The sequence below is a fragment of the Flagellimonas alvinocaridis genome (genome assembly GCF_004916895.1).
Lineage (GTDB): Bacteria > Bacteroidota > Bacteroidia > Flavobacteriales > Flavobacteriaceae > Flagellimonas > Flagellimonas alvinocaridis.
In genome coordinates, this window is the sequence record NZ_SNTZ01000002.1 from 162,502 (window position 1) to 188,773 (window position 26,272).

The 26,272-nt window shown below is 42.9% G+C and carries 21 protein-coding genes; 10 read left to right on the forward strand and 11 right to left on the reverse strand.

Annotated elements, in window-relative coordinates; translation table 11 throughout:
* Positions 1-7: 7 nt before the first annotated feature.
* The 5 genes from EZV76_RS05995 to kdsA all read right to left on the reverse strand — a co-directional run bounded on the left by EZV76_RS05995 (position 8) and on the right by kdsA (position 4,703).
* Positions 8-307, reverse strand: a complete 300-nt coding sequence (locus EZV76_RS05995; protein ID WP_136565696.1) for a hypothetical protein — start codon at positions 305-307, stop codon at positions 8-10.
* A gap of 1 nt (position 308) precedes the next feature.
* A complete protein-coding gene (locus EZV76_RS06000) occupies positions 309-641 on the reverse strand; it encodes a hypothetical protein (RefSeq protein ID WP_136565697.1) in 333 nt (110 codons plus the stop codon).
* A 14-nt stretch (positions 642-655) separates the two neighbouring features.
* On the reverse strand, positions 656-1,372 hold the full coding sequence (locus tag EZV76_RS06005; RefSeq protein WP_136565698.1) for a DUF4198 domain-containing protein: 717 nt from the start codon (positions 1,370-1,372) through the stop codon (positions 656-658).
* A 50-nt stretch (positions 1,373-1,422) separates the two neighbouring features.
* On the reverse strand, positions 1,423-3,744 hold the full coding sequence (locus tag EZV76_RS06010) for a TonB-dependent siderophore receptor (RefSeq protein ID WP_136565699.1): 2,322 nt from the start codon (positions 3,742-3,744) through the stop codon (positions 1,423-1,425).
* Positions 3,745-3,884: 140 nt separating this feature from the next.
* The gene (gene kdsA / locus EZV76_RS06015) at positions 3,885-4,703 is read right to left on the reverse strand and encodes a 3-deoxy-8-phosphooctulonate synthase (protein ID WP_136565700.1); all 819 of its coding nucleotides are present in this window, start codon (positions 4,701-4,703) and stop codon (positions 3,885-3,887) included.
* A 70-nt stretch (positions 4,704-4,773) separates the two neighbouring features.
* Between kdsA and EZV76_RS06020 the strand changes: the two genes are divergently transcribed.
* Both EZV76_RS06020 and typA read left to right on the forward strand, forming a co-directional pair.
* The gene (locus tag EZV76_RS06020; protein WP_136565701.1) at positions 4,774-5,331 is read left to right on the forward strand and encodes a hypothetical protein; all 558 of its coding nucleotides are present in this window, start codon (positions 4,774-4,776) and stop codon (positions 5,329-5,331) included.
* A gap of 98 nt (positions 5,332-5,429) precedes the next feature.
* On the forward strand, positions 5,430-7,229 hold the full coding sequence (gene typA / locus EZV76_RS06025; RefSeq protein WP_136565702.1) for a translational GTPase TypA: 1,800 nt from the start codon (positions 5,430-5,432) through the stop codon (positions 7,227-7,229).
* A 160-nt stretch (positions 7,230-7,389) separates the two neighbouring features.
* Here the strand turns inward: typA and ppgK are convergent, their stop codons facing one another.
* The 4 genes from ppgK to EZV76_RS06045 form a co-directional block, all read right to left on the reverse strand.
* The gene (ppgK, locus tag EZV76_RS06030; protein ID WP_136565703.1) at positions 7,390-8,148 is read right to left on the reverse strand and encodes a polyphosphate--glucose phosphotransferase; all 759 of its coding nucleotides are present in this window, start codon (positions 8,146-8,148) and stop codon (positions 7,390-7,392) included.
* A 141-nt stretch (positions 8,149-8,289) separates the two neighbouring features.
* Entirely contained in the window at positions 8,290-8,973 is a 684-nt protein-coding gene (locus EZV76_RS06035) for a cell division ATP-binding protein FtsE (protein WP_136565704.1), read from the reverse strand.
* 93 nt (positions 8,974-9,066) lie between these two features.
* Positions 9,067-10,179 carry a DUF3137 domain-containing protein gene (locus EZV76_RS06040; protein ID WP_136565705.1) on the reverse strand — a complete coding sequence of 371 codons (1,113 nt, stop codon included), beginning with the start codon at positions 10,177-10,179 and terminating at the stop codon, positions 9,067-9,069.
* Positions 10,180-10,185: 6 nt separating this feature from the next.
* On the reverse strand, positions 10,186-10,737 hold the full coding sequence (locus tag EZV76_RS06045; RefSeq protein WP_136565706.1) for a LemA family protein: 552 nt from the start codon (positions 10,735-10,737) through the stop codon (positions 10,186-10,188).
* 325 nt (positions 10,738-11,062) lie between these two features.
* Here EZV76_RS06045 and EZV76_RS06050 point away from each other — a divergent pair, with 325 nt between their 5' ends.
* The 4 genes from EZV76_RS06050 to EZV76_RS06065 all read left to right on the forward strand — a co-directional run bounded on the left by EZV76_RS06050 (position 11,063) and on the right by EZV76_RS06065 (position 18,714).
* Positions 11,063-14,086, forward strand: coding sequence for a tetratricopeptide repeat protein (locus EZV76_RS06050; RefSeq protein ID WP_136565707.1), 3,024 nt, complete (start codon positions 11,063-11,065; stop codon positions 14,084-14,086).
* Positions 14,087-14,099: 13 nt separating this feature from the next.
* Entirely contained in the window at positions 14,100-15,851 is a 1,752-nt protein-coding gene (locus EZV76_RS06055; RefSeq protein ID WP_136565708.1) for a TonB-dependent receptor, read from the forward strand.
* Between the two features lie 104 nt (positions 15,852-15,955).
* Positions 15,956-17,044 (forward strand): OmpA family protein, encoded by a 1,089-nt coding sequence (locus tag EZV76_RS06060; protein ID WP_136565709.1) that lies wholly within the window; start codon positions 15,956-15,958, stop codon positions 17,042-17,044.
* A gap of 50 nt (positions 17,045-17,094) precedes the next feature.
* Positions 17,095-18,714: an amidohydrolase gene (locus EZV76_RS06065; protein WP_136565710.1), complete on the forward strand. Its 1,620-nt coding sequence runs from the start codon at positions 17,095-17,097 to the stop codon at positions 18,712-18,714.
* Between the two features lie 47 nt (positions 18,715-18,761).
* On the opposite strand, the gene EZV76_RS06070 is transcribed toward EZV76_RS06065, so the two are convergent.
* A complete protein-coding gene (locus EZV76_RS06070; protein ID WP_136565711.1) occupies positions 18,762-19,292 on the reverse strand; it encodes a DUF2911 domain-containing protein in 531 nt (176 codons plus the stop codon).
* 241 nt (positions 19,293-19,533) lie between these two features.
* Here EZV76_RS06070 and asnB point away from each other — a divergent pair, with 241 nt between their 5' ends.
* The 3 genes from asnB to EZV76_RS06085 all read left to right on the forward strand — a co-directional run bounded on the left by asnB (position 19,534) and on the right by EZV76_RS06085 (position 24,475).
* Positions 19,534-21,204 (forward strand): asparagine synthase B, encoded by a 1,671-nt coding sequence (asnB, locus tag EZV76_RS06075; protein WP_136565712.1) that lies wholly within the window; start codon positions 19,534-19,536, stop codon positions 21,202-21,204.
* A gap of 244 nt (positions 21,205-21,448) precedes the next feature.
* Complete coding sequence (gene gyrB / locus EZV76_RS06080; RefSeq protein ID WP_136565713.1) at positions 21,449-23,389, forward strand: DNA topoisomerase (ATP-hydrolyzing) subunit B; 1,941 nt, start codon at positions 21,449-21,451, stop codon at positions 23,387-23,389.
* A 72-nt stretch (positions 23,390-23,461) separates the two neighbouring features.
* The gene (locus EZV76_RS06085) at positions 23,462-24,475 is read left to right on the forward strand and encodes a DUF6588 family protein (protein WP_136565714.1); all 1,014 of its coding nucleotides are present in this window, start codon (positions 23,462-23,464) and stop codon (positions 24,473-24,475) included.
* 80 nt (positions 24,476-24,555) lie between these two features.
* Here EZV76_RS06085 and EZV76_RS06090 read toward each other — a convergent pair whose 3' ends face one another.
* The gene (locus EZV76_RS06090; RefSeq protein ID WP_136565715.1) at positions 24,556-24,927 is read right to left on the reverse strand and encodes a hypothetical protein; all 372 of its coding nucleotides are present in this window, start codon (positions 24,925-24,927) and stop codon (positions 24,556-24,558) included.
* A gap of 249 nt (positions 24,928-25,176) precedes the next feature.
* Between EZV76_RS06090 and mdh the strand changes: the two genes are divergently transcribed.
* Entirely contained in the window at positions 25,177-26,103 is a 927-nt protein-coding gene (mdh, locus tag EZV76_RS06095; RefSeq protein ID WP_136565716.1) for a malate dehydrogenase, read from the forward strand.
* Positions 26,104-26,272 lie beyond the last annotated feature (169 nt).

A 26,272-nucleotide genomic window follows, 5' to 3' on the forward strand; every position in this document is an offset into this window, starting at 1 on the left:
GGTTGGTCTATACGATTGGATGGTTTTGATGGCCAAAATAGATAAGCATGCCAAAGAGTAGCGAAACAGTCAAATAAATGCCCCAGATTTTCCATCCGTTCTTCCCTAAAAAGGCCAATACCATTAACACGGCCCAAAGGATGAAAGCGGAAAAGGTACTGGTGATGATAACGGCAACATGGTTGAACCAACTGGCCAAGGCCATGTGGAACAATACGGCTACCATTAACCCTCCCAAAATGGCAGCGGTTATTTTGGCGAAACGCTGTGTTGGGGAACTGGTCAGGTATTTTTTGTTGGCTGGCATATTAGAACAGTACTAGTTCACAAATCAAAAAGAAAACTACCGTGCCTCCCATAGTTGCATAGGAAATCAATCGCAATGGGGCCAGTAAGACAACCAAACTGGCCACTGTCATGAGGAGGACAAAGAAGGTAAATGCCCCAGAACCCAATCCCCATATACAACAGCTCAATAGTATGGAAATGGTCATAAGACCCAGACCCAGATATTGGGATGTGTTACGGTGATTATCTACCCATTTTTCGAAACCCAAGACCCCAACACCAGTCATTTTTTTGGAAGTGCTGTAGAGGAGGTAAAAGGCAATGAATAGGATGAGAGCGATTCCAGTGACCATGATCTATTTTAAAATTATTTGATACAGTAGGTGGCACAGTGCCAAATAAACTGATAGTCCTCTCCCTTGTACGAGCCTGGAACTTCTTCTTTGGTAGTGGTCTCCACAATGTACTTGGTGTTCCAGGGCAGGGCAAAGGACACCTCGCCATTATCATCAGTATGCAAGGTCTTGGACCAAAGGTCCGCCACATAGATTTGAAGTTCGTTTTTTGCCAAGGGTTGGCCTTTGTACAACACCTGGAGTTTTACTTCATTTCCGTTATGGGCCAGTTGCTTTACCACAATGCCATTGGGGTTGGCTGTTTTGGTGTCGGCATCTGTATTGCCAATCTGTACCTTGGCGGTAGAATGGTAATGCGTTTTGAAAATGCCAAAGTCATATTGGGTGTAATCGATCACATCTATCTCATTGTTGTTCATGACCACGGTGTATACACCATTCTCATTTGGTGTGAAATGGGCCAAGTAATATTCTTCTTCCGGAGTCGTTTTCAGCTCAATTTTTGAGCCATCGGGAGCAATTACCCAAAGGGTAAACTTGGATACAGATGGGAATGCTTCGCCCTGAACTTTTTCAATGACACCATAGGTGTATTCCCCAAAGTGTACACGTACTTCATGGGGTTGGCCCAAGGTTCCATTGCCTTCGGTCTCTATCCATAAGTAGTGGGCGTTGGCGGTAGCCATGCCAAAAAGCAAGAGCATTAATGCGATAAAATTCGTTTTCATGATGTAAGGTGTTAAAGGCCCATGTGAATGGGCCCGTTATAAAGGTTAGGTTAAAAAGTATAGGCTACGGTTACCCTGCCGTTGATTCCAGGTTCAGATTGCCAGTACAGATAGGTTCCGTAGTCTGATCCGGAATACAGGTATTCATCCAAAATGTTGTTGATGTTCAATTGAACCCTAAAATGGTCGTTTCTCCAAGAAAGTGCTCCATCCAATCTAAAATAGTTGGGTAGATTGGATTGGTTGTCTGCGGCCCAGGCCCATGTGGAACGGTCCACTTGGTATTGGTACCCCAAAGATGTTCCAAATCCACTTAGTGCCGAAGCCTCGGAAAAGTTGTAGTTCAACCATCCATTGGTCACATGTTTGGAATGTCCAGCTACAAGACTACCCGATTTATCTTTTACATTGGTATTGGCATAGTTAAGGATGATGTTCAGTTCAGGGGTAATTTGTCCCTGTGCATCAAATTCGATTCCCTTGGATTCTATTTCACCGGAATAGATGGAGAAGTTGTCATTGGGAAAAGCCGGGTCGCCCACCAAGATTTTATTCTTATTGATTTTGTAAACACCCAAGGAGGTTCGCAATCGGCCATCAAAGAAATTGGCCTTCACACCACCTTCAATGTCTTTTCCTTCAACGGGGTCATTGAGCAACTCGCCAGAACTGCTTACACCACTTTGTGGCAAAAATGATTGGTCGTATAGTGCATAAGCAGTTAAAGAAGGAATGATATCCACACTCAACCCAACACGAGGAGTAAATACATCATCTGTTTCTGTTTTACCAATGGTATACAGATTGGTGTATCTACCTGCCAAGGTCAACCGGACATGATTGTCTATAAACCCGATTTCATCTTGTGCATAATAGGCCCTTACGGTACTGGCACCATAAGGGGTGCCTCCATTTCTGTATTGAACGGAAGAAGAACGATTGAAAACAGGTTCAGGGCTATCCCCGTATACTGGATTGAAAATATTGAAAGGTGCAGTGGTATCCACTACGGAAGTTTCGAACCAATCAGCCCAATACTTTTTATCACTATAATCAAAACCACCCATTATTTTGTGCGAAACCCCACCTGTATTGAGATTCCCATAAAGGTATACTTGTGCATATTTACCTAGGGAAAGGGCATCCCATTTGGAAACATAACGGTATGCATCTCCATTTTCTTCCAAAGAAAGCAACCAGGTTGAATTACCTACTTGGTCATAGCGCAAATAACCCAACTGTCCTTCCACACTCCAATTATCGGAAAACTCATGCTTTAGGTTGGCAAAGAAGGTTACCTCTTGGATATCAGTTACTGGATAATCGTTGTTGGTGAATTTAAAGTCCCTGTCCAAGCTGGCGAACCCAGCACTGGAGGGTGCAAAAATATAGGCTGAACCGATATAGGATTCGGCTTGTTGCAGATTCATTTCTGCGGTAACGGATGTCCTGTCCGAAAATTTGTAGGTAAGCGAAGGTGCTATTCCATATCGGGTGACATCTTCATTGCCTCTATGGCTGTCACTGGTCTGTAGCATGGCGTTGAACCGGCCCAATAGCTTTCCGTTTTCGGAAAGTTTTCCGCTTACATCAACGGTGCCACGGTAAAAATCAAAACTACCTGCGCTAAAAGATGCATTGGCAATGAATTGCTCGGTGGGCTTTTTGGTCACTACATTATAGAAACCGCCAGGTTCTCCGGCAGACATCATAAATCCGGCAGGACCTTTTACAAATTCAATACGCTCCACGGTGTTCATATCCTCGGACAATGGTCCCCAGCTGTCTTGAACGTTGATTCCATTTCGGAACGCAGGCAAGCGAAAACCACGCATGTTGATACGGGCAAAATGCCCCCAGTGTTCCAGCATGGTAACCCCACTGACATTGCGGATAACGCCATCCATGATGCTGGTAGCCTGTTGGTCTTGGAGAATTTCGGCGCTGATTACCTGAACATTTTGGGGTAGTTCAACCAGCTTGGTCTTAAGTCTCAAAGACGTGGAGGGTTCATTTTCCACATATTTGTTCTGAAGGCCTTCAACAACCACCTCGTTCAATTGTTCGTTCTTTTCAATCAATGCTATCGTGGGTACAGAAGTTGTTCTATTGGCCACCACAGTAGCTGAAAAAGTTTGGGTTTCGTACCCGATCATGGAAAATGTCAGGGTATAGGAGCCTGGTGATAGATCCTGGATCAAGTAATTTCCTGAATCATCAGTTGGAGTTCCCAGACTGGTGTGGGAAATGGAGATGTTTACGTTGGGAAGTGCGCTGTTTCTTGAATCGATTACTTTGCCTTTAAGGCTTCCAGTTTGTGCATGCGAAGCAAAAAATACCGCAAAACTGAGGATGAGAAATATATTCTTCATAAGGTTATTTATAATTGGTCTAAATAAATTTTGAATGCAAATGTATATCTCACTGCGTATTCACGCAAGGAATATTTAGACTAATTAAAAATAAAATAGAAGTTTTTTGTTAAGCTACTGACAAAGAGGAGGTTACTTTTTTATAGGGAATTAATGGTTTGTCTGATAGCAGTCAAATCGGTCAGTAATTTTTCCAATAAGCTTAAATCCAGCATATTGGCTCCATCACTCTTGGCATTTGCTGGGTCAAAATGGGTTTCCATAAAAAGACCATCCACACCAGCTGCAATACCTGCGCGGGCCATAGTGCCGATCAAGGCCGGTCTGCCTCCGGTAACTCCAGAAGATTGATTGGGTTGTTGTAGGGAGTGGGTCACATCCAATACTACGGGCGCATATTGTTTCATGGTGGGAATACCTCTAAAATCAACAATCATGTCTTGATAGCCGAACATGGTACCTCGATCCGTTATAATGGCCTGCTCATTGCCCGTTTCCGTGACCTTGGTAACCGCATGTTTCATGCTTTCCGGGCTCATGAACTGTCCTTTTTTTAGATTGACCACCTTTCCGGTTTCTGCAGCGGCAACCACCAAATCGGTCTGGCGCACCAAAAATGCCGGTATTTGAAGCACATCCACATACTCGGCTGCCATTTTTGCATCAGAGATTTCATGGATGTCGGTTACCGTGGGCACCTTGAAAGTCTCGGAGACTTTTCTCAGGATTTTCAATGCCTTTTCGTCCCCAATTCCGGTAAAGGAATCAATGCGACTGCGATTGGCCTTCTTGAAACTCCCTTTGAACACATAGGGAATCTGCAATTTATCCGTGATGGCCACTACTTTTTCCGCTATACGCATGGCCATCTCTTCACCTTCAATGGCACAGGGACCAGCCAATAATAAAAAGTTGTTGTTATCTGTATGTTTTATCTGTGGAATGGCGTCTAATTGCATGGGATATCTTTTTCAGCAAAAATACTATTTTGAAAAAGTAAATGTTATATGATTACCAAATTAACCTACAATGCGTTGTATTCTTTTTATGGTGTTCTTGTTTTCCAGTATTTTCTCTCGTGCCCAATATGGTATGAATTGTGAGATACGGCAAATCAAGATCAATGTTTTTAATCCGGGTGTGGAGTATGAAATGGGTCTTGGAGTGAACAGTACCTTGGATATAAGAGTGGCTTGGCAGATGGCCTTGGAACCTGCCAGCACCGAACCTATGGAAAACCTGGATTTTTTCCCAGCGATTACAGTCCAGAACCGATATTACCACAATTTCAACGGAAGACAGCGGAGAAGAAAACCCATCTATGGTAATTCTGGGAATTATTTGGCACCATCAGCGGCGATATTCTCACCCGGTAGTCGCATAGTGGAAAATAGGGTGGTGGATGGCGTTCATGGGTATGGAGGCCTGGTGTATGGGGTACAGCGCAGCTACAATTCTGGAATAAGTTTCTCCATTGATGCCGGGGCAGGATACTATGTAGGGCCTTTTAAAGGGGGCATTTATCCCGTAGTAAATTTGAGCCTGGGCTGGATCGTGAGCGAAAAAAGATGGTGTGTGGGGCGTTGACTTCGGAACCTGCACAAAATCAATAAGATAAAAATAACACTTTAGCGTGTTGACAAGTAGAAAATAGCAGTATCTTTGCGGCCTTAAAAAAACAGGTTATGTCCAAAATCAAGAATATTGCAATCATTGCCCACGTAGACCACGGCAAGACCACTTTGGTTGATAAAATTATGTACCACTGCCAGTTGTTTCGGGATAACGAGAACAAGGGCGATTTAATTTTGGACAACAATGATCTGGAGCGTGAACGTGGAATTACCATTGTTTCCAAGAATGTATCCGTTCAATATAAAGACACCAAAATCAATATTATTGATACTCCTGGTCACGCCGATTTCGGTGGAGAGGTGGAACGTGTCCTAAATATGGCCGATGGGGTATTGTTGTTGGTCGATGCCTTTGAAGGCCCTATGCCACAGACCCGTTTTGTATTGCAAAAGGCCATTGACCTTGGATTGAAACCCTGTGTGGTCGTCAACAAGGTGGATAAGGAAAACTGTACGCCTGAGGAAGTACACGAAAAGGTATTTGACCTTATGTTTGAATTGGGTGCCGAAGAATGGCAATTGGATTTTCCAGTGGTATATGGTTCAGCCAAGAACAACTGGATGAGCACCGATTGGCAGAAACCTACAGATAGCATTGAACCACTTTTGGACATGGTGGTTGAACATATCCCGGAATTTAAACCAGAACAAGGCTCTACGCAATTGTTGATTACTTCTTTGGATTTTTCCTCCTTTACCGGACGAATCGCCATTGGTAGATTACAGCGTGGTACTTTAAAGGAAGGACAACAGATTTCTTTGGTGAAGCGGGATGGCAGTATTGTAAAGACCCGTATCAAGGAACTATTCACCTTTGAGGGTTTGGGCAGACAAAAAGTTTCGGAAGTAACTGCTGGCGATATTTGTGCCATTGTAGGTATGGAAGGTTTTGAAATAGGGGATACCGTAGCGGATTTCGAGAATCCTGAAAAGTTGAAGACCATCGCCATTGATGAACCTACCATGAGTATGTTGTTCACCATCAATGACAGTCCATTTTTTGGAAAGGATGGAAAATTTGTTACCTCAAGGCATATCAAGGAAAGATTGGAAAAGGAGTTGGAGAAAAACTTGGCCCTAAGGGTACAAGAAACCAACAGTGCTGATAAATTCATGGTATTTGGCCGTGGGGTATTGCACCTTTCCGTTTTGATCGAGACCATGCGTAGGGAAGGATATGAACTTCAAATTGGACAACCACAGGTAATCATCAAGGAAGTGGATGGGGTAAAATGTGAGCCTGTGGAGCACCTTACTATAGATTTGCCGGAAGAGGTTTCCGGAAAGGCCGTGGAAATGGTTTCCATTAGAAAAGGAGAAATGATCAGTATGGAGGCCAAAGGTTCCCGAATGATCTGTGAGTTCATGATTCCTTCTAGAGGGATTATTGGATTGCGAAACCAATTATTGACCGCCACTGCTGGTGAAGCCATTATGGCCCACCGATTTAAGGAATACCAACCCTTGAAAGGAGACATTGCACAGCGATTAAACGGTTCCTTGATTTCCATGGAAAATGGAACTGCTATTCCTTATTCCATTGATAAATTACAGGAAAGAGGTAAGTTTTTCATTGATCCGGGAGAGGAAATTTATGAAGGTCAGGTGATTGGTGAAAACTCTAGGGGAGACGATATGGCTATAAACGTAACCAAGACCAAGAAACTTTCCAATGTTCGTTCTGCTGGTGCAGATGATAAGGCCAAGATTGTACCCGCTATTAAATTTTCGTTGGAAGAGGCCTTGGAATACATCCAAAAAGATGAGTATGTTGAGGTAACTCCTAACCATATTAGACTTCGAAAGATTTATCTAAAGGAAGTAGATCGTAAGCGTAACAAGGTAGAATAGGAGCTGTTTAGGCTTTTGACTCCAAGTTTATTAAGCTAGGACGACTTATCTATTTTGGCATTTCGGTATCGCTATTTGTTGTTCTCGACTAGGCTTGAACTGACAATGGTCCTGTATCCAAAATTATTTTTGTGATTGGATTTGTTGTTGTGTTTAAAAATCAATGCAAATGCCCGTGATGTTGTTCCCGTAAACAACCTACGGCAGCCCCAATAATACCAGCATGGTTCATAAGTTCCGCTTTTACCACTTTGGTTTCAATATCGATGAGATGTTTAAACTGATCCCAGTCTTTTGATGTGCCTCCACCAACAATAATCAAGTCAGGATTAACAATCAATTCCACCAAATTCAGGAATTTGTTGAAACGCTTGCCCCATTTTTTATAGCTAAGGCCCTCACGTTCCTTAGCAGAGGCGGCAGCCCATTTTTCAATCTTCTTATATTTCTTATAAGGAATCTGCCCCAATTCAAAATTGGGAAGTAGAACGCCATTGTAGAAAGCACCGCTTCCCAATCCGGTACCAATGGTAATCATGATCACAAGGCCATCCTGTCCCTTTCCGGCACCGTAGTTCATGGAAGCATAACCAGCGGCATCTGCATCGTTCAATACGGTGACCTCATGTCCGGTGGCTTCGGTAAATAGTTCATCGATGTTAACACCAACCCAACTGGGGTCAAGATTTCCAGGAGAAATACAAACTCCGTTTTTTACAATGGTAGGGAAACCACATCCAACAGGGCCACTATAATTAAAGTGGTCCACAATTTCGGCCACTACCTTGGCCATTTCTTGTGGTTTTCGGGATTTAGGAGTGGGAATTCGATGTCGTTCGGTTAACATTTCGCCAGTTTCGGCATTGACCAAAGCTCCTTTAATGCCCGATCCACCGATGTCGATACCAAGAATTTCCATAAATGGAAGGAATTTTTGTTTAGGCAAAAGAAACAAAAAAACTTTTGGTGGTCAAAGTTTTGGTGGCAAACTATGCACAATGATCGTCATTTACCTCTTCTTTCTGACATTTTTTGGCGTTTATATGACAGCGGATATGTACTAAACTGCTTTTTGGATGACTTCAAAGACCTTGCTGCCATCACATTTTAAAGTTTTATGAGGGTATTTTAAAATTAAAGCATAGTCATGGGTTGCCATGATGATCGTACGTCCATTTTGATTGATTTCCTGAAGAACCTTCATTACTTCCACACTGGTCTGCGGATCCAGATTTCCCGTTGGCTCATCGGCAAGAATAAGCTCAGGGTCGTTCAAAAGGGCACGGGCAATGGCTATACGTTGTTGTTCTCCTCCAGAAAGTTCATGCGGATATTTAAAACCTTTGGTCTTCATGCCCACCTTGTCCAGAACTTCTTCTATTTTGGAATTCATTTTTGACGGGTCGGTCCAGCCGGTAGCCTTGAGTACAAAAAGAAGATTGTTGTTCACATTGCGATCGGGGAGCAGCTTAAAATCCTGAAAAACAATACCCAGTTTTCTTCGAAGAAAAGGGATTTCTTTTTCTTGAAGTTTTCTTAGGTCAAAATCTACTACATTGCCAGACCCTTGTTTTAGCGGAATATCGGCATATAGCGTTTTCATAAAACTACTTTTACCGCTACCGGTTTTTCCAATGACATATACAAATTCCCCCTTTTTTACTTCAAGATCAATATCCTTCAGTACAAGGTTCTCATTTTGGAATATGGCTACATCCTCTAATTTTACAATGGTTTCAGGCATAATATATCTTCAGGAAACAATACAAAAGTATTTGAATTTACTGTAATAGTATCAAAATAAATCGTTAATGCAAGTTTTGATGGGTCTACCGTATTATTGTTTCCAGATTTTGGTGTTCAGGTTTAAATCCTCGACAATGTCCATGGCTGCAGTAATATCTTCATAGAAAACCTCAATGGCATTTGAGGTGGTTAAGTTCTTGCTTTCGTTCAAACTAAAAAAGCCATATGGGTGTTTAACCCCCATGTACAGTCTGTTTCCCTTGAATGAAAGCATAATGGGTTTGTTTATTTTTCTTTTTAGCCTTGTGATTCGTTGCATCAAGGATGGGGTCAAAATGTAGCGCGCTTCCACCTGGTCGGTACTATAGACCACAAACTCTTTTTCAAACTCAGGGTCTTCAAGGTTGACCAACGGGTCTCGGTTGAGGTTTAATTGTTGAAAGGTCTTTGCGAGATATCCCACTCTTTTTTCAAAACGATCGGGAAGGACAACGGTGGTGCCATTGAATCTTTTGTTGAAGTCCATGATGGCAAACATGCCCAGGAAACTGCTTCCGGTCTGTTCAATGCTATGCTTTTTTGAAAGCCATGGTCTTAGATAAGTGGAGAACAACAAAAAATGTGTAAAAAAGGGAATGTACATAAGATAGGAACCGTAAAGGCTTTGATTGAGGATTTTTACATCACCCATCTTTATGGAAGTCTCCCGTATTTTTCCAGATAAGAGGCCAAAGTTGAGATTGTGGACCTTATGTTGTGTATGGCTTTTTGTGGTATCAACCTGTAGATAGTTGGGAATCAATTTACTAGCCTCTATCTCTTTGGAAGTGATCTGTAGGTTTTCATTGAATGCAAACTCAGGGGCTGTTTTCTTGAGAAGGGTTTTTAGAATTTCCCTTTCCGCCCCTTTGTACTTGTTTTTCAAGTTTTGTGATGCTGTCAAGAACACAAAAAATGGAATCCAGTACAGCACCATGAAGGTTTGAAAGGAAAACCATGAATTGGCCTCGGAAAGCTTGCTCATCCATTTGAGATAACTGGTACTGTTGGCATACATGAAGATGGGCAAGGAGGTAAATCCCAGAAGAATGATGACAATGAACAAAGCACTTCCGATTTTGAAGAATCGATAGCGCTTTCTCACTTTTTCTGCTTTTTTCAGCAAGGGGAGGAGTTCTCTTTTTAGGGTTGTAAGATCCATCATCCCAAACTATTGTTCAAAGGATATTATTGGGGGTTCCGCTTCCAATGGGTCAATGATGAAGAAGGTTTTTGAGGAATATCCCATGATTTTGCCCATAAAGTTGGAAGGGAACATTTCCAAGACATTATTAAAAGAATTTACGGCTGCGTTATAAGATCTTCTTGCGGCAGAGAGCTGTTCTTCCACTTCGTTCAGGCTGGATTGGAGCAACAGGAAATTTTCACTTGATTTTAGGTCAGGGTATGCTTCAACAGCAATGTGGAGCTTCCCTAGCATTTGGTTCAACTGGCTTTCCAGGTTAAATCGTTCTTCGTTGGTAAGATTTTGATTCATGATTTTTTCTCGCAGTTTGGTGATTTCGGAGAGGGTTTCACGCTCATGGACCATATAGCCCTTTACTGTTTTTACCAGTTGGGGAATCAAGTCCGTCCGTTTTTTCAACATAACATCTATACTGCTAAAAGCTTCATGGACCTTGTTCTTTTTGGCAATTAAATTGTTGAACAGGAAAATGATTAGAGAAAGAAATGCAATGAAAAGAATGATGGCATAGATCATGGCTTAGTGATTGAATTAAAAATTAATAATAAAAATGTGTCCGGTCAGGGCGATAGAGGTTGTTACCCATGATCAAAACGGTGAGATTGAAGTGTGAAATAAAAATGTCATGGATTGTCCTTGAATTTGGACAAGATGTTGATGACATTGTTATTTTTGAGGTTAGAAAAGCTCTAGAGGTAATCGAGCCTTAAAATCAAAAGTAGCAATTCTTGAAAAACAGCCAAGGAATACCAATGCAAATTCGACATATTACGGTCCCAACATACTTTGGCTCAAATTTTGACGTTATGGTAAAAGTTAGTCGAGAACAGCGTAGAACACTATGAATCGAAAAGACCTCCTTCTTATTCCCATGGTATTGGGAACTTTTTTTGTGCTTTCGGCACAGGAAACCAAAGTATATACCCACGAAAACAAAGCATACCAAGATGCTTTGGCACTCTACAACAACCAACAGTACCAAGCAGCACAGACCATTTTTGAAACGGTAAAGGCCAGTACCAAGGACCAAGAGACCGAGGCCAACAGCGCTTACTATGCTGCCAATGCCGCCATCCGGTTGAATCAACGCGGAGCCGATAAAATGATGGAGGATTTTGTGGAGCGATATCCAACTTCCACCAAAAGGAATTCCGCATTTTTAGATGTGGCCGATTATTATTTTGAGACCGGGAAATATCCCTACGCCCTAAAATGGTACAAGAAAGTGGATGAATCCGCCATGGCGTATTCGGATAAGGAACGGTTCAACTTCAATAACGGATATGCCCTCTATGCTTCCAAAAGACCACAAGAGGCCGAACGCTATTTGAACAAGGTGAGCACTTCCCAAAAATATGGGTCGCAGGCCAAATACTATTTAGGTTACATTGCCTATGAGCAAGATGACTATGATCAGGCCACCGCGCGCTTCGACCAGATTACCGACCAAGATGTACTAAACGAAAAACTATCGTATTACCAAGCGGACTTGAATTTTAAACTGGGCAAGTTCGAGGAGGCCATTGCCATGGCCAAAAAACAATTGCCCAAATCCAATAGACAAGAAGTTTCCGAACTCAACAAAATTATAGGAGAAAGCTATTTTAACTTGAAGCAATATGCCGAAGCTATTCCCTATTTGGAAGAATACAAAGGCAAACGAGGCAAATGGAGCAACACGGATTACTATCTGTTGGGTTACAGTCATTACAAGCAAGGAGACTATGAAAATGCCATCCAACAGTTCAATAAAATTATAGGAGGTAACAACAACGTGTCGCAGAATGCCTATTACCATTTAGCGGAATGCTACCTGAAGCTGGACAAAAAATCGGAGGCCCTCAATGCATTTCGGAATGCTTCCCAAATGGAATTCAGTCCAGAAATCCAAAAAGATGCTTTTCTCAACTACGCAAGGCTCAGTTATGAAGTTGGAAATGCCTACGAACCTGTTCCACAAGTATTGACCTCTTATCTTGAAAAATATCCAAAGGATAAGTACCAATTGGAAATTCAAGAGCTTTTGGTGGATTCGTACATCACATCCAAAAATTTTGAGGGAGCCATGCAGCTGTTGGAGGAAAATAAAAACTACGCGAGTAAGGAGACCTACCAAAAAGTGGCTTTCTATCGTGGGGTGGAACTCTTTATCGATGGAGATTATGAGGCCGCTTCGGAACGATTTTCCAAGTCGTTGAAGAGTGCGGAAAACAAGGGATTTGAAGCTAGGGCACTTTACTGGAAAGCGGAATCGGCCTATAGATTGGACCGTTTTGAGGAAGCCTTGGTGGATTTTGTTAAACTGCAAGGGTTGCCAGCGGCCAAATCCATGCCAGAATCTCAAGAACTCGATTACAATCTAGGATATTGTTATTTTAAGTTGAAGGATTACAACAATGCTATAGCCTATTTCAAAAATGTAGTCAATTCCACTACCCTTGATGACCAACGGAAGAACGACGGCTATTTGCGATTGGGGGACAGCTATTTTGTGACCAGCAAATACCAATTGGCTATGAGAGCCTATGATGAATCCTCTAAAATGAATGGCCCTGAACGGGATTATGCTGCTTTTCAGAAAACACTCAGCAGCGGATTTTTAGGAGACAATTCGGCCAAAATTGAAGGCTTGAACGAATTTTTGACCCGATATCCAACATCTACTTTGCGCGATGATGCCCTTTTTGAATTGGGGAATTCATACGTTAAAAATGGCCAGGAAAGCGAAGGGTTGAGAACCTATGACCGATTGGTGGCAGAATATTCACAGAGCAAGTTTGCTCCTCGGGGAATGTTGAGGCAGGGATTGGTACACTACAATGCCAGTAGGAACCAACAGGCATTGGACAAGCTCAAGGAAGTGGTCCAGAAGTATCCCAACACCCCAGAGGCCAAACAGGCGGTGGCCACGGCCAAATTGGTCTATGTGGATGAAGGAAGGGTAAGTGAGTATGCCGCTTGGGCCCGAAATCTGGATTTCGTGGAAGTTACCGATGCCGAACTGGACAATGCCAGTTTTGAATCGGCCGACCGAAAATATGTGGAAGGAAAGACGGATGCCGCAATTAGAGGGTATGAAGATTATCTAAAGGAATTTCCCAATGGTCTCCATGCCCAAAACGCCAATTTTTCATTGGCCCAATTGTACTTCTCCAAAGGAGAAAAGGATAAGGCCCTGTCCAAATATCAGGCGGTGGCCAGTAGTGGAAATGGCGAATATACAGAGCAGGCCCTTACCCGTGTATGTGAAATCTATGTAGAAAAACAGGATTACAAAAGCGCCATCCCCTATTTAAAACAGTTGGAAAGTAGTGCGGACATTGTGGAAAACCGAACCTTTGCACAATCCAATTTGATGAAAGGGTATTATGGACAAGAGGATTACCGTCAGACCATCGCCTACGCTGAGAAAGTACTGAAAGCACCCAAAATTGATGATCGCATCAAAAGCGATGCCCAAATCATGATAGCACGTTCAGCTATTGCAACAAACAATGAGGCCCTGGCCAAGACCGCTTATCAGGATGTGAAGAAAATTGCCACGGGCGAGTTGGCGGCCGAAGCTTGGTATTACGATGCCTACTTCAAAAACCAAGAGCAGGATTTTGAAGGGTCAAATGTAGCCGTTCAGAAATTGGCAAAGGATTATTCCGGATACAAGGAGTGGGGTGGAAAAGGGTTGGTGATCATGGCCAAAAACTTCTACAACTTGGGTGATGCCTTTCAAGCTACCTATATTCTGGAAAGTGTAATCTCCAACTTTGCCGAGTTTGATGACATCGTGGCCGAAGCCAAAGGGGAGCTCACCGTGATCAAGGCCAAACAGGCCGAAAGCAATTCTTCAGTAGATCCCAACGGAAACTAAATTGAGACACAACATGCAAAAGAGAACCTATATACTTTCACTACTATTTTTGAGCCTTTGCGGAATCGTTGTCGCCCAAGAAACCGATGACATTGGTACGGAAACGGTAACGGTGGTAAAACCGTATTCCCCTACCGTTTCGGATGCCTTCAAGATAAAATCGGCGCCCAACCTCAATGATTCCATAGTACTGCAAAAGAAAAAAATCGATTACAGTATTTTTTCGGTCCCTGTGGCCTCAACCTTTACCCCGGCAAAAGGAAAGGCTTCTGGAGTGGAAAGAACCCCTGCGCCTACTTTATACAATTCCTATGCCTCGGTGGGGTTGGGCAATTACAATAATGCCTTGGTGGATGTATATACCAGCAGGGAATTTAATCGGGGAGAGGATTTGTTGGATTTTGGGCTCTCACATCACTCATCTCGTGGGGATTTGGATTCAACCCCATTGGAAACCGATTTTTACAACACCAAACTGAATGCCTCTTACGCTAAAAAGGACCGGTATATGGATTGGGGTGCCAGCATTGGGCTGCAACATCAATTGTACAACTGGTATGGAATTGAAAACGGTGCGTTTGACGAAGCAACGGTGGCCGCCATGGACGAACAGCAAAACTATTTCAATGCCGAGGCTAAGGCGCATCTCAACATGGAGGATTCATTCTTCAAGACCGGAAATATCTTGTTGCGCCGCTTTTGGGATGCCACAGAGTCTGGTGAAAATCGTGTGGTCGTCAATCCTACTTTGGAATTGCCCATTACGGAAGAACTCGTGACCATTAGTGCCAAGTTGGACTATGTGAACGGGAATTTCAAGAATGCCTCCCTGAACAATACCGCCAATGATAGTGAAATCAACTATAGCCATTTTCAAGCTGGGGTCTCCCCAAGCCTTTTGATCTTGCGGGATGATTTGACCGTGAACCTTGGGGCCAATTTTGTGTATGGATTGGATACGGAGAACAGCGAAAGCAATTTCTACATTTATCCTGCGGTTACCGCTTCCTATAGACTATTGGATGAAACTGTGATTGCTTATGGTGGTATTGAAGGAGAGTTAAAACAGAATTCCTATCACGATTTTGTAATGGATAACCCCTATGTGTCACCCACATTGAATGTGATGCCCACCGATAGGCAATATGAAGGTTATCTGGGGCTCAAAGGACAGTTGACCTCTAATATCGGGTACAATATAAAAGGGTCTTACACTGCTGAAAATATGAGACCACTCTTTTTCTTAAACCCTGAGAATCTGTTTCGGGATGATGAGAAAAGCTATTACTACGGCAATTCCTTCCAGGTTTTTTATGATGATGTAAAAACCTTGGGTGTTTTCGGAGAATTGAACGTGGATGTCAACCGTAATTTTAGTTTGGGCGTCAATGCGGAATTTTACGATTATGATACCGAAACGGACAATCCCGCTTGGAACTTGCCCACCATTAAGGGATCATTGTTCATGGATTACCAAATTAATGATCAATGGTATTTTGGGGCCAATTTGTTCTATGTGGGCGAGCGTGATGATTTGGTGTCACAGGCTACGGTGGGAGCCGAGCCATTTGAGTTTCCCTCTACCGTTGTAACCTTGGATAGCTTTTTTGATGCCAATGCCCATGCGGGGTATCACATTAATGAACAACTTTCGGTTTTCGTAAAAGCATCCAATATTGCCAACAGTGATTACCAACGTTGGGCCAATTTTAGGGTACAAGGCTTTCAGGCTTTGGCAGGAGTATCCTATAAGTTTGACTTCTAATTTGTAAGTAAATACGCAATAATTTGTTAAAAATGGCGTTTAAAACCTTGCGCCAGTCCTAAAAGTATAAAAATGATTGGTTGCTCCAATTTAATTGGAAAACCATGTCACTGCGATTCATTCACATACTGTTGTTTGTAAGCTTTATGCTGATTTTTTCTTCGGCAAGAGCACAGAATTTGGTACGTAATGGGGGGTTTGAGGATTACTCGACCTGCCCCATCAAAATGAGTAACTTAAACAGGGATGCAGAGCATTGGAGCGCCCCTACCTTGGGCACCACGGATTATTTCAACGAATGTAGCCGGACCAAATTGGGCATTCCCATGAACTTCAAAGGAAAACAAGAAGCTTTTGAAGGCACGGCCTATGCAGGAATGTATCTTTATGCCCCAAAAGATTATAGGGAGTACATTCAAGTACCCCTGTTCGAAACTTTACAAAAAGGACACAGATACCGATTGCAATTGGTAATGAGTCTTTCCGAAAAATCCGATGGCGCTGTTAAGGATATGGGTGCTGTATTTTCAGAAAAACCTTTGTCGATTCACACTAAAAGACAGCTTTCCCATAAGGCGCTGACATCTCAGATTATTCAGACCACACACATTAAACAGTTTTCTTCAGACAGTTTTTATGATGACAAGCAAAGCTGGATAGAACTCAGTATGGATATCGTGGCCAAAGGATTTGAAACCCATCTCATCTTGGGAAATTTTATGAGCAATGCCGCTACACATTATCTGGATTTCAAAAACGACGACCCCAATGCAGAAGGCTATGCTTATTACTACTTGGACGATATTTCGCTAACGTATCTTGGCCCCGAATACCAACCCAATGAAGTCTATGTGTTGGACCATGTCAATTTTAATTTTGACCGTTTTGATTTACAGCCCAAGGCGAAACAGAGTCTTCAAGATGTATTTGAATACCTGAAAAAGCACCCTAACCTGAAAGTGTCAATCAGCGGGCATACAGACGATTTAGGCTCCGATTCTTATAACGATGTTCTTTCCAAGGAAAGGGCCAGCAGTGTGGCCAAATACCTTATGGGATTGGGTCTCAATAAGAACCGTATCTCCTACAAGGGGTATGGGGATAAGATCCCATTGGACACTTCCTTAACCGACAAGGCCCGGAGAAAAAATCGCAGGGTAGAATTTGTGATGACCGAGTTTGTGGATGAGTAACCCTTGAATATTCCCTACATTTTCTATTTTTGGAGGAAACCGTCCGTTCCATGAAAAAGTATACCCTCCTATTCTCAATAGGTTTCTTTTTGGCCTGTAACCCAAAAGAGGAAGTAGACCTGATTGTCCATAACGCCAATATTTATACCGTTGATGGTGATTTTTCCAAAGCCAGTTATATGGCCATCAAAGATGGAAAGTTTGTTGCCGTTACCGAAACAGAGGAAATCTATCAAAAATATACCGCCAAGGTAGAGCTGGATGCCAAAGGCAAGACCATTGTTCCCGGTTTTATAGATGCCCATTGCCATTTTTATGCATTAGGACTGAACCAACAGGTAGTGGATTTGGTGGGTACCACCAGTTTTGAAGAGATTTTGGATAAGGTTATGGCCTTTCAGAAAGAACGTCCTTCCGATTTTATTTTTGGAAGGGGGTGGGACCAAAATGATTGGGAGGTGAAGGAGTTTCCTACCAAGGACAAATTGGATGAAATGTTTCCGGATACGCCAGTTGTACTGCGCAGAATCGATGGACATGCGATTTTGGTCAACCAAAAAACATTGGATTTGGCCGGGATCACTTTGGAAACCAAGGCCGTAGGAGGCGATATCATTAAAAAGGATGGAAAACTGACAGGTATTTTGGTGGATGGCCCTATGGGAATGGTCGATGCCATTACGCCTCAACCTGATAGAAAAACCCAAATCCAAGCGTTAAAGGACGCCGAAAGATTATGCTTTGGGTATGGGCTTACCACGGTGGATGATGCTGGATTGGGTCGAGGAACTATTGAACTCATCGATAGTCTGCAACAAGTTGGGGATTTGTCCATTCGGGTATACGCCATGGTGAGCAGTTCTCCAGACAACTTAGATTATTTCCTAAACAAGGGAATCATTAAAACTGACAATTTAAATGTACGCTCCGTAAAAGTATACGGAGATGGTGCTTTGGGCTCAAGGGGCGCGGCGTTAAGGGAGCCCTATTCCGATCAACCCGGCCATTACGGCGCTATGGTTACGCCAGTAGATCAAATTGGAGCTCTGGCAGAGCGTATTGCCTTATCGGATTATCAAATGAATACCCATGCCATTGGGGATTCGGCCAATGTAGTTGTGTTGCGAGCCTATGAAAAAGCCTTGGAAGGAAAACCGAATCGCCGTTGGAAGGTAGAACATGCACAGGTCATTTCACCAGCAGATTTTGATTATTTTTCAAATGGAATCATTCCTTCTATTCAACCCACCCATGCTACCAGCGATATGTATTGGGCCGAAGACCGTTTGGGGTCAGATCGCGTAAAAGGGGCCTATGCCTTCAAAGAACTATTGGACAAGGCCGGGACTGTGGCATTGGGAACCGATTTTCCCGTGGAGCAAGTGAGTCCGTTCCTAACATTTTACGCTGCGGTGGCTCGTAAAGACGTAAATAACTATCCTGAAGGAGGCTATCAAATGGAAAATGCCCTGTCAAGGGAAGAAACCTTAAAAGGAATGACGATTTGGGCGGCCCATTCCAACTTTGAGGAGCAAGAAAAAGGCAGTATAGAACCTGGTAAGTTTGCCGATTTCGTGATTTTAAGTGAAGACATCATGAGCGTTCCCATAGAAAACGTTCCAAATATAGAAGCGGAACAGGTTTTTGTTGGAGGAGTTCAAGTAAAATAAAAAAGGAGGCGAGAAGCCTCCTTTTTCTTTTTCATAACAATAATTTCTTAGAAACTGATGGGCAAGAAAACACGAGTGGTTCCCCATCCCATGACCATGTCACCTTCATCTTCAAAAGCAATGGAAAAAGCGTCCAATTCTTCCTCATCACTACCCGCTTTGGCGGTAACCCTTGCAACATCAGCGGCACTATCATATGAATAAGCGCCCCATTGGTTCAAATTACTGTTCAGGATAACCGTCCATTCATTATCACCTGGAATGGTAAAAAGAGAATAGGTCCCAGCCTTAATCGTTTTTCCACCAACGTTGGCATCCTTGTAAAAAATGATTTCAGCACACTCATTGGCTCCAGTCCTCCATACCTTGCCGGCAGGGGCAAGCTCAGAAATACTACGTCCCTTTAGTTGGGGACGGCTGTAAATGACCTTTACGGCCTTGTCAGATTCCCTATAGCTAGCGGGGTAGGTGGCAATATCGGCAGGACTTTTATCCAGCCCGCTAAATTTTTGTGCAGTGGCTTCTGAAGTAAATACCAATGCCAAGGTTAAAAAAGTAAATAAGAATACATTTTTCATGATTGTGATTTTAGTTGTTTTCAAAACTAGGGTGTAAAAACATGGTGTTTTTATAAAGAGACGTTAAAATTTAGGAACCTTACAATGTGCTCAATATTTTAATCATATTTCTAGATATAGTTTCATTTGGTTATTTTTTATCGATATAATATTATTAATTGAAATTAAAATACATTTATTAGTTTTATTTAAGAACTTCAATGGTCATCTTTGCATAGAAATTGTTACTAATATTCGATTTATGTGTGGAATTGTATGCGCATTTGATGTGAAGGAAAGTACGGAAGTACTTAGACCCCAATTATTGGAGATGTCTAAAAAAGTAAGGCACAGAGGGCCGGATTGGAGCGGAATTTATGCCGATGATAAAGCAATTTTGGCTCATGAACGTTTGGCCATTGTAGACCCGGCTTCGGGGAAACAACCTCTATTCAGTGCCGATGGTAAATTGGTGTTAGCCGCCAACGGTGAAATATATAACCATAGGGAACTCAGAAAGCAGTTTGAAGGAGAGTATGAGTTCAAGACCCAATCCGACTGTGAGGTCATTTTGGCACTCTATCAGAAAAAAGGGGTAGACTTTATCGATGAAATGAACGGTATCTTTGGTTTTGCCATTTATGATAGCGAGAAAGATGAATATTTCATCGCTAGGGACCATATGGGGATTATCCCCCTGTATATTGGATGGGACAAGAACGGAACCTTTTACGTGGCCTCGGAATTGAAGGCCTTGGAAGGAACCTGTTCCAAAATAGAACTTTTTCCTCCTGGTCATTATCTGCACAGTTCTGATGGAGAATTTAAAAGATGGTACAAGCGGGATTGGATGGAGTACGAGGCCGTCAAGGAAAACGAGACCAGCATCGCAGAGGTGAAAAAGGCTTTGGAAGACGCTGTGCACCGTCAATTAATGTCCGATGTGCCCTACGGAGTTTTATTGTCCGGTGGATTGGATTCCTCGGTTACTTCGGCCATTGCCAAAAGATATTCCCAAAAACGTATTGAGTCTGGGGATACTGCCGATGCTTGGTGGCCGCAACTGCATTCTTTTTCGGTAGGATTGGAAGGTTCACCGGATTTGGCTGCAGCCCAAAAGGTGGCAGAACATATCGGGACCATTCACCACGAGATAAAGTTTACCATTCAGGAAGGATTGGATGCCATTAAGGATGTGATTTATAACTTGGAAACCTATGATATTACTACTATAAGGGCTTCCACACCCATGTATCTTATGGCTAGGGTAATCAAATCCATGGGAATAAAAATGGTTCTTTCAGGAGAGGGTGCCGATGAGCTTTTTGGAGGCTACTTGTACTTCCACAAGGCACCAAGTCCAAAAGATTTCCATGAGGAGACCGTACGAAAATTGGATAAGCTTCACATGTATGATTGTCTTCGTGCCAACAAATCCTTGGCGGCATGGGGCATAGAGGGCAGGGTTCCGTTTTTGGACAAGGAGTTTATGGATGTGGCTATGCGAATCAACCCAAAAGATAAGATGATCAATGGGGAACGTATGGAAAAATGGGTGGTCCGTAAGGCTTTTGAATCTTATTTGCCCGAAAGCGTGGTATGGAGACAAAAAGAGCAGTTTTCAGATGGTGTGGGATACAGCTGGATAGACACCTTGAAGAGTTTGGTACAGGAAGAGGTGAGCGATGAGCAATTGGCCAATGCCCACTTTAAGTTCCCTATCCAAACCCCAACGTCCAAGGAAGAATACTATTACCGTTCCATTTTTGAAAGTCACTTTCCTTCCGATGCAGCAGCGTTGAGCGTGCCACAAGAGCCATCAGTGGCCTGTAGTACCAAGATTGCACTGGAGTGGGACGAAGCCTTCAAAAACATGAACGACCCATCAGGCAGGGCCGTGGCTAACGTTCACACCGATGCCTATGTGAAATAAGATCTTTAAGATTATGTAGAAGGAAGATGTTGTTTTGTTTCATTTTCAATTAGTCGGAAAAGCCCCTTGCACAAGGGGCTTTTTGTTGTTATGTGCTGCGGATGCCTCTTCTTCGGCAGCTTGTTGTTTTCCACATTTCTTTGTTGATAACTTAGGGGGTACAATAGCCTTCAATGACCTAATTTATAAGGGTATTCCTTATATTTGTAGGATTTGAAAATTTCAAGGCAAACACAAAAAATATATGAGCGAAGAAGCGAAGAAAAACCAGTACTCGGCGGATAGTATCCAGGCCCTTGAGGGGATGGAACACGTACGTATGAGACCTTCCATGTATATTGGCGATGTAGGGGTCAGGGGATTGCACCATTTGGTATACGAAGTGGTAGACAACTCCATAGATGAGGCCATGGCCGGGTATTGCGATACGATTGATGTAGTCATCAATGAAGACAATTCCATAACCACAAAGGATAACGGTAGGGGTATCCCTGTGGGCTTGCACAAAAAAGAAGGTGTGTCCGCCCTAGAGGTGGTAATGACCAAAATTGGTGCAGGAGGTAAATTTGATAAAGATTCTTACAAAGTATCAGGAGGTCTTCACGGAGTAGGGGTTTCCTGTGTTAATGCGCTTTCAAGCCATTTAAAGGCAACCGTTTACCGTGAAGGTAAAATCTGGGAGCAGGAATACGAAAGGGGAAAAACCCTTTACCCGGTTAAAAGTGTTGGAGATAGTGATGAAACAGGTACCATTGTCACTTTTGTGCCAGATGACACCATCTTCACCCAGACCACAGAATATAGCTACGAAACGTTGTCCAATAGGATGCGTGAACTGGCCTATCTGAACAAGGGTATCACCATTACATTGACTGATAAACGTCATAAGGACGATAAAGGAGAGTTTATTTCCGAAACCTTCCATTCCGAAGAGGGATTGAAAGAATTTATCAAATTCTTGGATGGGAACCGCGAACCACTGATTCAAAGTGTCATTGCCATGGAAGGAGAGAAAAATGGCATTCCTGTTGAAGTGGCCATGGTCTACAATACAGGATATACTGAGAATCTACATTCCTACGTGAACAATATCAATACCCATGAAGGAGGTACCCACTTGTCCGGTTTTAGAAGGGGTCTTACCACTACACTAAAAAAATATGCCGATAACTCCGGTATGCTGGACAAGCTGAAATTTGAAATTTCCGGGGACGATTTTAGGGAAGGACTAACGGCCATTGTATCCGTAAAGGTGGCAGAGCCCCAATTTGAAGGGCAGACCAAGACCAAATTGGGGAACCGTGAAGTAACCAGTGCGGTAAGCCAAGCTGTTTCTGAGATGTTGACCGACTATTTGGAAGAGCACCCAGATGATGCCAAGCAAATTGTTGAAAAAGTAAAGCTGGCGGCCCAAGCAAGGCATGCGGCTGCCAAGGCCCGAGAAATGGTGCAGCGTAAAAACCCAATGAGTGTTGGAGGATTGCCTGGAAAGCTTTCGGATTGTTCAGAACAAGACCCTACCAAGTGCGAAGTGTTCTTGGTGGAGGGAGATTCTGCGGGAGGTACAGCCAAACAAGGTAGGGATAGAAACTTTCAGGCTATTCTGCCGCTTCGTGGTAAAATCCTGAACGTTGAGAAAGCCATGCAACACAAGGTCTTTGAAAATGAGGAGATCAAGAATATTTATACCGCTCTTGGGGTAACCATAGGTACCGAAGAGGACAGCAAGGCATTGAATTTGGATAAACTGCGCTATCATAAAGTTGTCATCATGTGTGATGCCGATGTGGATGGTAGCCATATTGAAACCTTGATTCTTACCTTCTTCTTCCGATACATGCGAGAGTTGATTGAGAGTGGACACGTATACATTGCTACACCGCCATTGTACTTGGTAAAGAAAGGTGCCAAAAGACGCTATGCGTGGAATGACAAGGAAAGGGATCAAATCATTGAGTCCATGAACGGAGGGGCTAGTATCCAACGTTATAAAGGTCTTGGTGAGATGAATGCCGAGCAATTATGGGATACTACCATGAATCCTGAGTTTAGAACCTTACGTCAAGTAAGCATAGACAATGCCACTGAATCTGACCGAATCTTCTCCATGTTGATGGGCGATGAGGTACCTCCAAGGAGGGAATTCATAGAGAAAAATGCCGTCTATGCCAACATAGACGCATAGATAACGACCATTTCACAACAAAAACTCGCCTCTGAAAGGCGAGTTTTTTAGTTTTAGGAAAAATTTTACAAAATGAAAAGAATAATTCTTTTGGTGACATTGTGCAATTTTTCCTTGGCAATGGCCCAATCCAACCTTAACGACATTCTGGCCGCAGGGCTCAACGATGCCGAACGCTTCACAACGGCTTGGTTAAATCCAGTTACCGAGGCTGGAGTTTACAGTATCTCCAACGGATGGTACAATTCGGCAGATGCAAAGCCCTTGGGCGGGTTTGAGATTTCCATAGTTGGAAACCTTACAGGGTTTAAGAACAAAGACGACAAAAAAGCGTTCACTTTGAATACGGCTGACTATGAAAACCTTCAGTTTGATGATGGTAGTACCTCAAAATTGGTGTCAACCGCCTTGGGGGACATTGAAGGGGTAAGGGTTTATGTGGAAGCTGAAATTGCCCCCGGTATAACTGAGCGGGTAGACTTTGAACTGCCATCAGGATTGGCTTCGGAAGATCTTAACTTTGTGCCTTCAGGATACATTCAGGCCAGCGTTGGACTTATTAAAGGAACCGAAGTCAAAGCCCGGTTCTTGCCTAAAATCAATACAGATGATGTAAAAATAGGTCTCTTTGGTTTAGGGATACAACATGACTTTACCAAGCACTTGCCAGCTGACAAGGTACTTCCCGTTGCTATTTCTGCAGTAATCGGATATACCAATTTAACAGGGGAGTACGATTTTACCGATACCGATGTTATTGATGGTGAGAACCAGCGTATAGATGCCAAGTTTAGCTCTTGGAATTTCAGCGCTGTTGCATCTACGCGCTTGCCTGTAATTAATTTCTATGGCGGATTGGGATACATTACCGGAAAATCCGACACGGATATTTTGGGGACTTATCAGGTGCAATCTGGACCGTTTCAGACCACTTATGAAGATCCGTTCAAAATCAGCAATAAAGTTAGCGGAGTGGTGGCCAATGTCGGCACTAAACTAAAACTAGGCTTTTTTAGACTCAATGCCGATTATAACATAGGGGAATTCAACACCTTTACTTTTGGTGTAAACTTCGGATTTAGATAATCAACATAACATACAACCAACCATTAAAAAGGCCCCAACAAAGTTGGGGCCTTTTATTCTCATATAGGTAGTCTTGCCAATTAATCCCTGGTGGCAAAGACCGAACCGTTTTCCAGGGTTAAAACCTCAGGGTCACTTGTATGTTCTAAACTGACCGTGATGTCGGTAACCTGTGGGTCGCCGTAGATTATGGTGTAGGTGCCATTTTCTTCGGACCATTTAAAATCGGTATAAAAAATCAGTTTGGAGTTGGAATAACTTTGATACCTTCCCAGGTAAACATCATTGAAAATCCATTCTTCACGGGCGGTGCTGGAACCTTTTCCCTCAATTGTTGAAGTTTGTGTTTTGGCCCAGATGCCCAAAATAGGGTCATTGTTCTCTGGGATTCGGCTACAGTTGCTTATGGCAACAATGCCTATTATGGACAGCAATGAAAAGAGCTTCTTCATAGGTCAAGTAGGTTAAAACAGATTTTGGGACTATTAGAACGTAGATCTGTAGGAAAGTATTGCATCAAGAGAAGCTGCAAAATTCATTTTAGGGTAAATCTTCGATGAACTGCATATTTTGTTAACAAGTATGCGAAATTTTACGTTTGTGTTACGAGTTGGAGTTTAAGACATTAAAACTGTGGAAAGTCAGTTTTTTTCTGACCTAAATGCCTTATTTTTGAGCGATTAAAATTTAAACCTATAAACATGAAAGTTACCGTAGTTGGAGCAGGCGCAGTGGGAGCAAGCTGTGCGGAGTATATTGCAATGAAGGATTTTGCATCTGAAGTTGTTTTGTTGGATATTAAAGAGGGGTATGCCGAAGGAAAAGCCATGGATTTGATGCAAACGGCGTCGTTGAACGGTTTTGACACAAAAATTACTGGAACCACCAATGATTATTCCAAAACAGCAGGTAGTGATATTGCGGTAATCACCTCTGGAATTCCACGTAAACCTGGAATGACCCGCGAAGAACTTATAGGAATCAATGCAGGAATCGTAAAGACTGTTGCCACAAGCCTTTTGGAGCATTCCCCAAATACCATCATCATTGTGGTAAGTAACCCAATGGATACCATGACCTATTTGGTACACAAGGCTACAGGCCTTCCAAAGAACAGGATTATTGGTATGGGAGGAGCTTTGGACAGTGCCCGTTTCAAGTATAGACTGGCCGAAGCTTTGGAAGCGCCAATTTCAGATGTGGATGGTATGGTCATCGGTGGACACAGTGATGTAGGTATGGTACCTTTAATTGGCCATGCTACCAGAAACAGTGTAAAAGTATCGGAGTTCCTTTCTGAAGACAAAATGCAATGGGTCGTGGAAGAAACCAAGGTTGGTGGTGCCACGTTGACCAAGTTGTTGGGAACCAGCGCATGGTATGCCCCGGGAGCCGCTGTTTCCGGATTGGTACAGGCCATAGCTTGCGATCAAAAGAAAATGTACCCATGCTCAACACTTTTGGAAGGAGAATACGGATTGGACGATATCTGTATTGGAGTTCCTGTGCTATTGGGTAAGAACGGAATAGAGAAAATCGTTGAGATAGAGCTCAGCGATGCCGAAAAAGCCAAGATGCAGGAAAGTGCGGAAGGTGTTAAAAAGACCAACGGACTGCTTCAGCTATAATTTAGATCAGGATACCATAAAAGTGTCATTTTGTGCCAAAAAAGTGGTGAATTTCCCAGAAATGATTCTAGGATTTCGCCTCCGGTTCAAAATGACATTTTTTGTTTTTATGGCGTAACGGTAAAGTAGAATTGCAATTCCATCAATTTCTATTGGCAAATCTTATCGG

What these genes read in the sequence shown, in the direction of transcription:
- EZV76_RS05995 (WP_136565696.1), bottom strand. Translation starts at nt 307, where the DNA reads ATGCCAGCCAACAAAAAATACCTGACCAGTTCCCCAACACAGCGTTTC.
- EZV76_RS06000 (WP_136565697.1), bottom strand. Translation starts at nt 641, where the DNA reads ATGGTCACTGGAATCGCTCTCATCCTATTCATTGCCTTTTACCTCCTC.
- EZV76_RS06005 (WP_136565698.1), bottom strand. Translation starts at nt 1,372, where the DNA reads ATGAAAACGAATTTTATCGCATTAATGCTCTTGCTTTTTGGCATGGCT.
- EZV76_RS06010 (WP_136565699.1), bottom strand. Translation starts at nt 3,744, where the DNA reads ATGAAGAATATATTTCTCATCCTCAGTTTTGCGGTATTTTTTGCTTCG.
- kdsA (WP_136565700.1), bottom strand. Translation starts at nt 4,703, where the DNA reads ATGCAATTAGACGCCATTCCACAGATAAAACATACAGATAACAACAAC.
- EZV76_RS06020 (WP_136565701.1), top strand. Translation starts at nt 4,774, where the DNA reads ATGCGTTGTATTCTTTTTATGGTGTTCTTGTTTTCCAGTATTTTCTCT.
- typA (WP_136565702.1), top strand. Translation starts at nt 5,430, where the DNA reads ATGTCCAAAATCAAGAATATTGCAATCATTGCCCACGTAGACCACGGC.
- ppgK (WP_136565703.1), bottom strand. Translation starts at nt 8,148, where the DNA reads ATGGAAATTCTTGGTATCGACATCGGTGGATCGGGCATTAAAGGAGCT.
- EZV76_RS06035 (WP_136565704.1), bottom strand. Translation starts at nt 8,973, where the DNA reads ATGCCTGAAACCATTGTAAAATTAGAGGATGTAGCCATATTCCAAAAT.
- EZV76_RS06040 (WP_136565705.1), bottom strand. Translation starts at nt 10,179, where the DNA reads ATGATGGATCTTACAACCCTAAAAAGAGAACTCCTCCCCTTGCTGAAA.
- EZV76_RS06045 (WP_136565706.1), bottom strand. Translation starts at nt 10,737, where the DNA reads ATGATCTATGCCATCATTCTTTTCATTGCATTTCTTTCTCTAATCATT.
- EZV76_RS06050 (WP_136565707.1), top strand. Translation starts at nt 11,063, where the DNA reads ATGAATCGAAAAGACCTCCTTCTTATTCCCATGGTATTGGGAACTTTT.
- EZV76_RS06055 (WP_136565708.1), top strand. Translation starts at nt 14,100, where the DNA reads ATGCAAAAGAGAACCTATATACTTTCACTACTATTTTTGAGCCTTTGC.
- EZV76_RS06060 (WP_136565709.1), top strand. Translation starts at nt 15,956, where the DNA reads ATGTCACTGCGATTCATTCACATACTGTTGTTTGTAAGCTTTATGCTG.
- EZV76_RS06065 (WP_136565710.1), top strand. Translation starts at nt 17,095, where the DNA reads ATGAAAAAGTATACCCTCCTATTCTCAATAGGTTTCTTTTTGGCCTGT.
- EZV76_RS06070 (WP_136565711.1), bottom strand. Translation starts at nt 19,292, where the DNA reads ATGAAAAATGTATTCTTATTTACTTTTTTAACCTTGGCATTGGTATTT.
- asnB (WP_136565712.1), top strand. Translation starts at nt 19,534, where the DNA reads ATGTGTGGAATTGTATGCGCATTTGATGTGAAGGAAAGTACGGAAGTA.
- gyrB (WP_136565713.1), top strand. Translation starts at nt 21,449, where the DNA reads ATGAGCGAAGAAGCGAAGAAAAACCAGTACTCGGCGGATAGTATCCAG.
- EZV76_RS06085 (WP_136565714.1), top strand. Translation starts at nt 23,462, where the DNA reads ATGAAAAGAATAATTCTTTTGGTGACATTGTGCAATTTTTCCTTGGCA.
- EZV76_RS06090 (WP_136565715.1), bottom strand. Translation starts at nt 24,927, where the DNA reads ATGAAGAAGCTCTTTTCATTGCTGTCCATAATAGGCATTGTTGCCATA.
- mdh (WP_136565716.1), top strand. Translation starts at nt 25,177, where the DNA reads ATGAAAGTTACCGTAGTTGGAGCAGGCGCAGTGGGAGCAAGCTGTGCG.